Annotated in this window: 1 protein-coding gene; it reads left to right on the forward strand. The window is 36.9% G+C overall.

The window, feature by feature from the left end; genetic code table 11:
• Window positions 1–2,069: 2,069 nt before the first annotated feature.
• The gene (locus CKF54_RS02050; protein WP_119524623.1) at window positions 2,070–13,979 is read left to right on the forward strand and encodes a filamentous hemagglutinin N-terminal domain-containing protein; all 11,910 of its coding nucleotides are present in this window, start codon (window positions 2,070–2,072) and stop codon (window positions 13,977–13,979) included.
• Window positions 13,980–14,148: the final 169 nt, after the last annotated feature.

Consider the following 14,148-nt stretch of genomic DNA (forward strand, 5'->3'; position numbering starts at 1 on the left):
GGATATCCTAGAAGTAAACTTTAAATTTGGTTATTAAGCTAAATAACCTTTACAAAGTTCTAAAGTAAAAATATAAGCATACAAATAAACTAAGATAAGTTAAATAAACTTACTTGTTACTTGTACATTCGCATTGATTTAGCGTCTACAAATACAGCAAAGTTTTTCATAAATTTAATGATATTTTTTTGAAATGATTTATTGATTGGTGAGAAAAATTAGCAAGGATTGCTAAATTTTTCTAAATTTTCTTGATGTAAATTTATAGTAGCAAGTTTTAAAATAAATTTAAAGAGGGGAAAAGCGAAATAGTTTAGAAGTCTGTGATTATTAAGGTTTATTTTTCAACATCAAGGGGTTAAAACAACGTTTAAATCCTCTAAAACACCTAGGATAAAATAAAATTCTAAAGGAATATTTAGGGCAATATCTAGCTCAATATCTAGATCAATATTTAGAGCAACATTATTTAGGGCAATAACTGAGATCAATAATAGCTATCTCAAACTCTAAAGTGAGAACTGTGAATTAATTAGGTGGACTAGTAATCAGATGAACTAGGTTAACTACATTCTCCAACAAACTAACAAATCATAAAGCTAACCAAGCTAACTCAAGCCATTAAGCTAACCAAGACAACAAAACATCAGGCTGACCAAGCTTCATCACCAACATTAACCAAGCTAAAAATACCTACCCAAGCAAATTGTAATCTCAATTGCAAATTTTCTTTACCAAATAACCCCACCAATTAGTAAACTAAAACGCTAACTGAAATTAAATTTTAGTAACCTTTAAATCTATAACCCCACTGTTTAACCCCTGCAAACTGGGGTTCTCTTTTCCATGCAAAGTGGTAAAACTAATTTTCTTAAAACTAATTTTCTTTTTTGAGGAAAAAAAGGAAAAATTAATTTCTTTTCTTTTGTAAAAATGGTAAAATATAGAGTAATTCTCTATAAAATTTCTTTTAATTTCCAGTAGATAATAAATTTGTTTAATCCCGTACAAATCTAAACAAATTAAACGTTATCAAGAAAAAGTCTTTACCAAAAAAATAAAATAAATTAACCAAGAAATTCATAAGGAAATTAAGAAATTTTTTAAAACTTTTTCACTTTATTACTGTCTAATTAAGTAATAACAAATTATTGAAAAACTTTGAGTTAAAGGATAGGGTTGGCGCTTAGTATCCTTTAACAAAAGGTAAACTCTCACTACTATTCTTAAACTAACAAAAATCGTTTACTTTTTGTCTTTATATTACCTGCCTGCCCTAAGTCTATTTTTATCATCCCTACCTAGAGAAATAGCTCCTTTCCTCTTACCGTTTTTCTTATTTCAGTTTTCCAATTTTAAACTTTTTTGATTTTAATGCTCTAATAACTAAGTACCAGCCTCGAGCAAAATGATTTTTGTCTTTTGCTAATCTGGATACAGGTAAATTCCTTAGAACTTTATAACTTTGTTATCACTTTGAGAAACTCTTTTAAGTTAGTCTTTTGCATTGAAGAGGTCGCAAAAGAACTAAACGCAACTTTAAAGATCTTTCTCAAAATCTAAGTTAATGAACAAAGTAAAGAACAAAGCTAAGGAACATGCTAAGCACAAAGTAGCACAGCAGTAAAGCAAACAACCACAAACAAACAAAAGATAAAGTAACGCTTAGTTAGTTTTTTCTAGATAGCTTCACTATCTTGCATAAACTAACTTGAACTATAAGGCTACAGTTCGCGTTACCAAGTGAGTACACGGTGCTCTCTTGTAAGATTATCTTTATCATCTGCTTTTAATTAGCTTTAAATTAGCTTTCAGATTTTAATTTTTAAATATCTTTTAGCTTCTAATTTTTAAACTGCTACTTCTTGCTTTAGTAATAAATTACTTTGCTATCCTCTTGAGTTGGTTGTCAGCTTGTAGCGAGAACTTCTCCTTACAAAGCTAAGCTTTAGTTACAAATGTCTAAAGTTTTTGCAACATAAACTTAGTTTAGCAAAGCTATGTATTTAGCTATTAGCGTTTTATTTAATTGTAAATAAAGTCAACTTTACCAAAATTTATTACTACCCATGAATAGAATATTTCGTCTTAAACTTAATGATCAAAACCGCCTAGTGGTGGTTTCTGAACTTTGTAACAATGCTGGTAAAACCAGAGGTACAAAGCAAACTGCAACGACAAGTAAAACAAAATCAAGTAAATTTAGCCGCCTGCTATCAGCAGTGGGGCGCACTTTAGGTGCAACTACAAGTCTAACTTTAGCTCTAATGGGTAGTATGAGCTTTAGTTCTGTAGCGCAAGCGAACAACCCTACAGTAGTTGTTGGTAAAGCACAAATTCAAATCCAAGACTTAGTTACAACTATTACCACTAGCACGGATAAAACCATCATCAACTGGGATAAATTCAACATCGGCGTTGATGAAATCTATAAGTTTATCCAAAACTCTGCTAACTCTGCAGTGTTAAACCGTGTAATCGGTGGTGAAGTTTCACAAATCCTGGGGAAATTACAATCAAACGGTCAAGTGTTTATTGTGAACCCAGCTGGTATTGTTTTTGGGCAAAATGCAACTGTAGACGTAAGCTCATTAGTAGCGTCAACACTTGACATCTCTAACCAAGACTTCCTTGATGGCAAATTAAACTTCAAAGGTGAGGATGCACAAATTGCTTCAATCCTTAACCAAGGTTTAATCTCGGTTGACAAGAACGGTTCTTTAGCTCTAATCGGTGGTAAAGTTACTAACAATGGTGTGTTAAAAGCAGTTGATGGACAGATTCTGTTATTAGCTGGTCAAAGCATTACTATTAGTGACTTAAGCAATCCGCAAATTGTTTACACAATTAAAGCAGGTAACGAAGTAGTTAACTTAGGTGACGTATTTAGTGGCAAAAACAGCCTACTAATGGCGAACAAAGTAGTTAACCAAGGTACAATTACTGCAAATGTAAATAAAGATGGTACAGTTGATTTAGTAGCAGTAAGCACTGGTACAGGTACTTACACACCATCAACTAATGCACATACTTTTACTGTTGATAGCACAGCTCAAGCTGGTCTAGTTGTAAACGACGGTAAAGTTGCAGCAAATAAAGTAAAAGTTAATGGTGACCACATCCAATTACTCGACAACTCAACAATTGTTGCAAATGCAAGCAGCAACCAAGCAGGTCGTGTAGAAATCGGTGGTTTAAACCAATCAGGTGCTACTTCACAACTAGCTAATGATACTTCGAGTTTAAAAGCTCAGTCTTTAGTAGTATCAAAAGGTTCATCAGTTACAGCTGAAGGTAACGGTTCACAAGTCCTTGCTTATGCAAATGTATCTTACTTTGCAGGTAACTGGGAAACTACAGGTAGCAATGGGTTAATTGAAACTTCAGGACATACTGCATACTTCAGTGAAGATCTTGCAGTAAATTCTAATGGTGGTACTTGGTTACTTGACCCATTAGATATTAATGTTGTTAACTCTACTACAGCAACTTATACCTACGAAGATAACGATGTTTCAAGTAACAATAGCCCATTCTTCTTTATTGCTATCCAACAAGATAATAAGTATAGCTATGCTTACTATCCAACTCGTTACGATACATTTAAAAACGATTATCTAAATTCAAGTTATTCAGCAACTAACTATACTTTAAGCGTTACTGATAGTTACTTATCTTATGCGTTAAAAACTAACAACATCATCCTTTATACTCCAGACGGTAACATTACGTTCACTAATGCACGTATCGTTGCTAATGAAGGTCACAAACTTGCAGTTTTAGCGCAAACAGGTAATGTTACGGTTACTAACTCTATCATTAACTTTAGTAATTCATCAGCGTATGGTGAGTTAGACTTTGTTGCTGGAAAAAACTTAACAGTTACTAACTCTACGATTATTGCCAACCAATCGTACCAGGCTTTAAAATCTATCGCAATTAGCGATAGTAACCTAACAGGTAACTTTACAGCAATCGTTGATAGCACAGTAATTTCTAACTGGACTGAAACTATCAACCAACACTCTCCAGGTGGCTCTTTAAGTATTACCGCTTCTTGCGTTACTTTTGACGCTAAATCTCTTGAAGAAGAGGGTGCGACTGTAACTAACTTAGAAGATGTAACTAGCTCATCTGAGACTGATAAAGATTCAACTGCTTACCGTATTACAAATAATAGTAAAACTATTCAGTTAGAAAACACGACTTTAAATGTTTCTAACCAAAATGCTTCTATTAAAACTAACGGTACAGTTGGTTTAACAAACGTTAAAGTAGTTGGTCAAGCTAGCTTAACCTCTTCTGAGACAACGATTGGTCAAGCACAAAACCTGAACACTAGCAAAGGTTCATTAAATGTAACTGCTAATTCAGGTGTACAAATTACTGGTAACTTAACTGCTGAAAAATCTTTATTAAAGATCAACGCATCTTCAAGCAATGAATCAATTGCTGCCTTAACTTTCACAGCTGGGGCAAATGTTACCGCAACAACAGGTGGAGCAATTAACCTTTTTGCTAATGGCTCAAATGGTGCTACTGCAGTATCTTTTGTAAATAAAGGTGTTTACACTCCACAATACAGCAATGGTACAAAACTATTTGCTGATGAAAACCTAACAAATACAGTTACGTTTAAAGGTAATAACCTCTTAACTGCTTATGTAAACAATAACGATGATACTGTATCAGGCATTATTGACTTTACTGATGCTGACTTAGTGTTAGATAACGCTAACTTATCAGTGATGTACTACAACACTGACACAAACAGCAGTTTAAGTGGCATTTACTTCAAAAACTTATCTGTAGCTAATAACTCAAACTTTGTTACTTACAACCTTTACCAAAACGGTCAAGCTTCTACTTTACTAGACAATGGTAACGTAATTACTTTCTATGGTAATGTAAGCGTAACAAATAGTTCATCAGTTGTTCTTAACTCACGTAAAGGCATTGCTTTCTCTGGTGGTGTTTACGGTGATGATGACAACTTGAAGTTCACTAACTTTATCGTTGACTCTACTTCAACTTTAAATGTACACGCTCCAAACGTGTCGTTAGAGTACTACAATCTTGATTTAGATGGTGTTTCTTACATTGGTAGCTACAACTACGAATCAAGTTACAATCTGAGCTTAACGGCAACACGTGGTGACTTACAGTTCTTAATGTTTGATAACGCGACAGATCTAAATGTTACTCTGTACGCTTCAAACTTAACTAATTTAAGTTTAAACTCTTACTACTCAGGTAATCTAAATTTAGATTTACAAGAGACTGTTCTTTCTAATAGTACAATCAACTTAACAGCTAAAGCTTCAAGTACAGCTACACAAGCAAACATTGAACTTTACAACTTAACTTTAAACTCATCAAACTTTGCAGTAACTGGTGAGACAATTAATGTAAGTTCTCCAAACCAACTTAAAGCTGTAACTACAACTAGCGATGCTACAGTTAATTTACTATCTTCAACTACAACTCTAGCAGCAGTTGAAGGTGTTACTCGTAACGAGGAAACTGACACAGTATACGCTAACGTAACTTTAGCAAATACTTCAAACTTCAAACTGACTACAGGCAATGCCTTAGCTGGTGGTTTTAGAAGTAACGGTACTATTAATGTTAACAATCTTGTAGTATTAAGTGACAGTAGTGACAACAAACTAGAATTAGCAACCAAAGATTTAAACTTTGATGAGAAAGCTCTAGTTTCTGTAAATGTTGCGCTACAAAACTATACCGCAAATAACATTGCTCTTAACGCAGCTACAACATTTATTGCAAAAAGTGATTCAAGTACTTATGTAACAGCAGCTGCTGGTACTGACAGCAATGAACAAAAATCTAGTGGCGTTTACTTCACAGCTTACAACCTAAGCGTTGATGGTAAATTAAACGCTGACGCTGATGTGCTAGATTTCCACGCAAGTGAAAATCTAACTTTCAACGCAGCTGTTGTAGCTTCTGGTGATGTTTACCTTGGTGACGCACGTGCAAAAAATGGAGCTACTTCAACTGACACAGGTTCAGGTAAATATAGTAGCTACGATGTAACCGTAAATGGTAACTTTAGCATTGCGGGTAACTTAACTATCCGTAATAATGCTTCAATTAGCTCTGACGTAACAGTTGCCGCTAAAGATATTAACTCAAGCAGCAATATCTTTAATAACGGGACAATTAACACTAACAACCTAAGCGCTAACTTCTATCGCCAAAGCGGTGGTACTTTAGTAGCAAAAGGTGATGTTAATGTTAGCCGTAACTTCTCGGCAAATGCGGGTTACGTAAATGTGCAAAACCTAACGGCGAACAACGTAATCTTAGATAATGGTACTTACAGCGCGTCTAGTTTAAACGCAACTAGCAACTTAACTACCACTAAGACTGCAACAGTAACGGCTAATCAAATTAACACCGTTAATGCAACAATTCGCGGTAACTTAACTACAGATACGTTAAATACAACTAATTTAACTATTGCTGGCGGTAACTTCACTGCCAAAGGTGATGTTAACGTTGCGCAAAACTTAACAATCACAAATCAAGCGCAAGCAAACTTTGCCGGTGCTGTAGCTGCTAACTATGCAACTGTTGATAACTCTAACTTAAGTCTAACTTTTAGTAGTGAAAGACGTAACAAGATCAGCACATTAGTAGCAACTAACAAGGCAAACATTTTATTAACGAGTACACAAGTTAATAAGTTAAACGCAACTAACTCAAGCATTGAAGCAAATAACTTATCTGCTAATGATGTTTGGTTAAATGACGCTAAGTTTACAGCTACAGAAGGTAGCCAAACTACAGTAACTGGTGACTTTACAAGTGTTAACTCTGCAGTTATCTTAGATAACGCAAGCATTAACCACTTTAACGTTACTCAAGGTTCTTTAGTAGCTGCACGTCTACTCGGTGGTAATGTTACTCTAACTAACGCTAGCGTAACTATTACTAAGGCACAAACTTCTGACGTTACATTAAAAGATGTTAAAGATGCCAACATCACTGAATTAGATGCTGCTAACAGCGCTACTCTTGACAACTCAAGCGCGAACATTACTAACTTTACCGCAAATGAAGCAACTATCGCCAACGGTTCTTCATTAAACTCAACTGGTACAGTTAAAGCTAATACTAGCCTAAACGTTGATCAAGCAACTGTAAACGCTAACCAAGTAGACGCGGTTGACTTAAACGTAGCAAACGGTAGTGCAATTACTGCAACTACAGTTAACACAACTAACTTTAGTTTAACTAATGGTTCAACTAGCTCGTTAATCAATGTTACAACCGACAATTTAACGTTAAATAATGCAAGCTTTACAGCGCAACAGTTAGATCTTACTGGTGATTTTGATAGCGAAGGCACTTCAGCATTTAATGCAACTACGGTTAACGCTAACAACATTACGTTTGATAACAAAGATTTAACTACTAACGTAGGTGCGTTAAACGCTAACAACGTAAGCGTTAAAGACGGCGCAAGCTTAAATCTAACAACTGCAAACGTAGCTAACGGTTTAACTCTTGCAAATAATGCAGAAGTAAAAACTAACAAAGATTTAACTGTTACTAATCTAACTGTTAAAGACGCAAGCTTAAGCGCGAATAACGTAACCGTAAACAATACTGCGCAATTAGATCAAGCACAAGTAACAGCTAAATCTAACTTTACTGCGCAAACAGTTAACGCAAGTAACTCTTCACAAGTTACAGCAAACAATTACTTAGCAGCAGAGACTAATTTAGATAACGCTAGCCTAAGCGTAACTACAAATCTAGCTTCTCTACAGCTAAATGCAACTAATGCTAATATCAGCGCTGGTTCTGTAATGTCTCTTGACGCTACAGCTTCAAATACTACAGTAACCGCTACTAACTTAGTTGCAAGAAACGTAAATGCAAGCAACAACGCTAACATCGATGTTGCTAACGCTACAGTAAGTGAAAATGTGTCATTAAGCAGTGGTTCATCATTAGCTTCATTAAATATGATGGCTTCTAATGTCCAAGCTGATAACGCAAGTTTAGCTATTACTAACAACTTAACTGTAACGAACTTAACAGAAGCTAATGGCGCAAGCGTTAAAGCATCTAAAGCTAACGTTGCAAACTTAGAGCTAACTGACAAAGCAAGCTTAAATGCAACTACCCTAACTAGTATCAACACTAGCTTAGCATCAGGTAGTAGCGTAAACGCAACTACCCTAGTTGCTCAAAACCTAAGCTTAACTTCACAAGCTCAAGTAACTGCGGTTGATGTTACAACTACTACCCTAACTGCTGACAATGCAACTCTAGGGGCAACTAACATCCAAGCAGCAGATGCAAGCTTAAGCAACCAAGCTGAGCTTAAAGCAACTAATGCAACTGTAAGCAACAAACTAGCTTTAACTAACGCAAACGCAACTGTTAGCAAAAACTTAACTGCGGCTACAGTCGAAGCAAACGACGCTAAACTATCAGCGAAAAACTTAAACGCAACAACTTTAACTGTTGCAAATGATAGTAACGTAAGTGTAGCTACGGCAAACGTTGACACTTTAAACGTAGAGAACTCTACTGTAAGTGCAACTAAAGCTTTAACAAGCAAAGAAGCTACATTAACTAACTCTAGCGTAAGTGCTAAACAGTTAACAGCTGATAACTTAACCGCAACTGATAATACAAACGTAAACGCAACTGACTTAACTGTTGCTCACGACGTAACGTTAAACAATACTTCGTTAAATGTTACGGCAACAGCAACTGCAGAGAATTTTGTTGCAACTAACTCAAGTCTGGTAGTTAAAGACTTAACTACTACCAACTTAAGCGTAAATGAGTCTAGCTTCAAATCAGCAGGCGAAGTTAAAGCGCAAAACTTTAACTCTGACTACGCTACAGTTAACGCAAACAACTTAACTGTTACCAACTTAACCGTTACTAACAGCGCTTTAGATGTTGCTAATGTAGACGTAGCGCAACAAGCTACCGTTGACAACTCAAGCTTAAATGCAACTAATACTTTAAGTGCAAATGGCTTAACAGCAACTAATGCTAAACTTGACGTTAACAACTTAAGCGTAACTACAGATGCAACTGTAACAGATAGTACAGTTAAAGCTGACACAGCAACAGTTGGTAACAACTTAACGCTAGCTAACGCTGAGTTAAATGCAAGCACGAGTGCGCAAGCAACTAACCTAGTTGCAACTAACGCTACTCTAGCAACAAAAGAGTTAACTGCTACTAACTTAACGGCAACTGACTCTACGCTAGTAGCTAAAGAGTTAACATCAACTGATTTAACTGCATCTAATGCTACTTTACTAGCTACAGAGTTAAGTGCAACTAACTTAACGGCAACTAAAGCAAGTCAAGTTAGCGCAACTAATGTAAGCGCAACAACTTTAGCTGTTACTGACTCTAAACTAGCTGCAAGCCAAAACGTTAAAGCGCAAACAGCAAACGTAAACAACGCAAGCTTAAGCGCAACTAACGTAAACGCAGAGCAACTAGTTGTAGCTAACAATAGTAAGCTAGAGACAACTAACGCTACTGTTGGTCAAGCAAGCATTACTAACTCACAGTTAAATGCAACTGGTACAGTAAACGCAGAAAGCTTAACAGCTGACAACGCTAGCCTAGAAACTGCGAACTTAAACGTTAGCCAAGATCTAACTCTAGCTAACCAAAGTAAGCTAAATGCAACTACCGTAACTGTTGCTCAAAGCTTAAATGCTGACAACTCTACAGTTAGCGTAGCAAATGTAAACGCAAATGACTTTACAGCTAGCAACGCAAGCGTAAAAGTTAACAACTTAGCAGTTGACAAGGACTTAACAGTAACTAATAGTGAAGTTCAAGCGCAAGATATTACTGCAAAAGGACAAACTACAGTTACTAACGCTGACGTAAATGCTACAGGCACAGTTAGCCTTGCAAGCTTAACTGCAAGCAACGCAACTCTTGCAGCTGGCACATTAACTGCTAGTCAAGATGTGTCTTTAGATAACGGCACTAACTTAACTGCGACAAATGTTGATGTTGAAGGTAACTTAAACGTTACAAATTCAACCGTAGTAGCAAGCGAGCAACTACAAGCTGGTGCTTTAACTGCTAGTAGCTCAAGTATCGTAGCGACATCAGTAGATAGTGCTACTTTTGTGAAACTAGAAAAAGCACGCTTAAATGCAACTAGCGTTAACGCTGGTACTTCTATGGAAGTGAGCAATTCAAGCGTAGCTGCTACTACCGTAAGCGTAACTGACAAGTTAAGCTTAACTAACGCTGACGTAAATGCAACGCAAGCATTAGAAGCAGGTAGCCTAAGCGCGAGCAACTCTACTTTAGCAACTGAAAGCCTAGCAGTAGAGCAAGATCTTGAAGTTAACGACGGTACTAAGATCAGTACTTCAGAAGTTACAGTAAAAGGCAACTTAACCGTAACTAACTCTGCTTTAACTTCAATTCGTACAATTAACGCAGGTAACTTAGAAGCAACTAATGCAACAGTAGTTACTGAAACTGTTACTACGGATAAAGAGATCAACTTAGATCAGTCTAACTTAACAGCAACTACAGTTGACGCAACTAGCCTAACCGCTAACGAGGCAACTGTTAAAGTTGATAAGTTAACAGTAGACGGCGACGCAACTTTAAGTCAATCAGAAGTTAACGCACAAGAGTTCAGTGCAACTAATGTAGTAGCAACTAACTCAAGCTTAACAACTAAGACTTTAAGCGTAGCGCAAGATCTAACAGCAAGCCAAGGCTCTAAAGTTAACGCTGAAACTGCAACTGTAGATGGTACGCTAGACTTAGATGAAACTGCACTAGTGGCAAGCTCAAGCTTAACTGCTGGTACAGTAAAAGCGCAAGACTCTAGCTTACAAGCAAGCGAGTTAACTGTAACTAATGACTTAGAAGCAACAGGTTCAACTGTTACTACTGACAAAGCAAGTGTTGCAGGTAACTTAAACTTAGCTAACGCTACAGTTACAGCAAGCTCAAGCTTAACTGCAGGTACAGTTAAAGCGCAAGACTCTAACTTACAAGCTAGCGAATTAACTGTAAGCAATGACTTAGAAGCAACAGGCTCAACTGTTACAGCTGACACTGCAAGCGTTGCAGGTAACTTAAACCTAAACAACGCATCTGTAAGCGCAAGTCAAAGCTTAACAGCAGGCTCTGTAACTACAGAGAAAGCAACAGTTAAAACGCAAGAGTTAACTGTGGACTCTGACTTAGTTGCAAGTGAAGGCTCTAGCCTTGAAGTAGCGAATGCTACAGTTCAAGGTACTGCAGACCTAACTGACGCAACTCTGACAGCAAGTAACGGCTTAACAGCGAATAATGTTAAGGTACAAAACTCTAGCGTAACCGCGAACACCTTAGCAGTTAACCAAGACTTAACCGCTACAGACAATGCTAAAGTTACAACAACTACTACAACTGTAAACGGTAACTTAAACCTAGTAAACTCTGAAGTAGTTGCTAGCGACAGCTTAAGTGCGAATACAGTGACAGCAGACAATGCAGTTGTAACTACAGACGCGTTAACGGTTAACCAAGACTTAACTGCAACTGCTGGCTCAAGCGTGAATACGCAAACAGCAAGCGTAGGTGGTCAATTAAGCTTAACTGACGCTTCATTAAAAGCAGAGCAAACTGTTACAGCTAACTCTGTAGTAGCAAACAATGCAACAGTAGCTGCGCAAACTTTAAGCGTTGATCAAGATTTAACGGCAACGCAAGCAAGTATTATCACAACTACAGATACAGCTGTAGGTGGTAAGTTAACTTTAAATGACTCAAGCTTAACTGCAAGCAACAGCGTAAGCTTAACTGAAGGTACAAGTAGCAACTCAACAATCAATGCCGTTGTTGACTTAAAAGTTAGCACATCTCTAACTTTAAACAACTCAACAGCAACTGCTACAACTATTACTACGCCAACAGTCAACCTAATTGGTTCTACTGTAAACGCGGGTACAGTAAACGCTGATACTTTAACTGCAAGCTCAGGCTCATCAGTTGCAGTAGATAACGCGAACATTAACCAACAGTTAAACTTAGATAGCTCAAGCTTAAGCGCAACTGGTACAGTTAAAGCTGATCAAGTAACAGTTAACGACAGTAGCTTAACTGCAGATCAAGTTAATCTTGTTAACTTAGCTGCTAACAAAGCAAGCATTAGCGCAACTGATTTAATCGCAAGTCAAAACATTAACTTAGCTGATGGTACAGTAGCTAACATTACTAACCAAGTTGAAGTAAAAGGCACAATTACTGCTGACAGCAGTCAATTAACTGCAACTAGCATTACTGCCGACGCTATCACAGCTAGCAACACTACCGTGAAAGCTGAAAGCTTAACAGCTAACAGTTCAAGCTTTGTAGGTAGTATTGTTGACGTCGCTAAAACTGCAAACTTAGGTAACACAACGTTAGATGGTTCTAAACTGGATGCAACTGAGATCATTGCGGAAAACACTAAGATCACAAGTTCAACCATTAATACTACTAACTTTACAACAAGAAGTGATACAGAGATTACAGACTCAACTGTAAGCGCACAAACAAGTAGCTTTACTGGTGAAAACGTGAGCATTGTGGGATCTGAAATCGACGGCACAGTGACTGTAACTGCTAATAATACTTCTGTAGTTAACTCTACATTCAAAGGAAGTGACGTATCTATTACTTCAAATGATACAAATATCCAGGACTCTGATTTAAGTGCTGTATACAACCTATCATTTAACGGTACAGATATCATTATTAACACTACAAACGCTTCAGCTGACAATATCACGATCAATGTTGATAGCCTAACAATTTCTGACAGTGATGTGAACTCAGTGAACTTAACAATTAACGTTACTGAGTTAAACGGTGACTTATCACAATTTAACTCTGTAAACACTAACTTCACATGTAGCGGAACAATTTGTGGTGGCGAAGACGTTAGTCAATTAGTTAAACAAATCCAGGAAAACGCAAATCTTGAAATTTCACAAAATACTAGTGAAACAAGTGAATACTTCGACCACGAACGTGTAGAAGAAATGATCGAGAAAACTACTGGTAGTTTAAAAGAAGCTGGCAACAAAGACGATGAATATGATGATGTAGAAAATCGTACTAACTCAGCTCGTGATCAATTTGACGGTAGAGGTGATGATCAAGATGAAAATCCTCATCTAATTACAAGCGATGAGAAAAAATCTGAAGATACCCCTACGATCAACGTGATTGTTACTGAAAACAAAACACAACCAATTGATCAAGGTATTTCAAGACCTGGTAATCCAACTATTTACAACGAAAATGGTAAATACGACAGATATGTAGGCATTACTAAAGATGGTGATGAATTATTCCCATCAACTCCAACTCCAGATGAAGATACACTGGATAAAGTTAAAGAGTTAGGTATTGCTCAACAATCTCTGCCTTATGGTGAATCTGATCGTAGCTTCAACGCAGTTAACAAAGTTAACATCAATGCCGTTTTCTATGCTGCTAATATGAAAAACTCTGTTGATCTAATTGCAAGCATGGAAGCGTTTGAAGACGCAAACGAAGAGTACGCATACAATAGTCAAATTACGCAAGACGATCTAAACCGCACAGCGCAAACTGGTATCGGTATGGATCCAACTCGTAAATATGGTCAATCAGTAGGTGATTACATCAATACCGTACGTAATCTAGATGCTGAAAAAACTGAAGTTCTTATCCAGACTTCTGGTGACTTTGGTCTCATGGGTCAAGGTAGACGTCAGTCAGGCACAGCTGGTATCCAACTAATTGATCAAGCGGAAATTTGTGCACCAGCAACAAGTGCAGGCGCTCTAAGCGTTTGTTATGCTCCTGGTAGCGTACAACCAAACATTGGTCTGTTAAACTTAAACGTTAGCTTACCAGAATCTTCTAATGGGGTTCCTGTTCCATTAGTACCAAACACTCAAGAGAAAAAATAGTAGGTAGTTAATTAAGAACTCCACCTCGCTAGATTTCTCACTAAAATGAAAAGTCCAAGGAAGAAATTCCTTGGACTTTTTTTATTGCCAACCTCACAAAAACAAAACCTAATGCAAAAACTAACGCAAAACCTAACGCAAAACCTAACGCAAAACATAATGCAAAACA

It is taken from the genome of Psittacicella hinzii, assembly GCF_003585885.1.
In the GTDB taxonomy this organism is placed as follows: Bacteria; Pseudomonadota; Gammaproteobacteria; order Enterobacterales; family Psittacicellaceae; genus Psittacicella.

Coding starts and splice junctions, on each gene's coding strand:
- CKF54_RS02050 (WP_119524623.1), top strand. CDS start 2,070: ATGAATAGAATATTTCGTCTTAAACTTAATGATCAAAACCGCCTAGTG.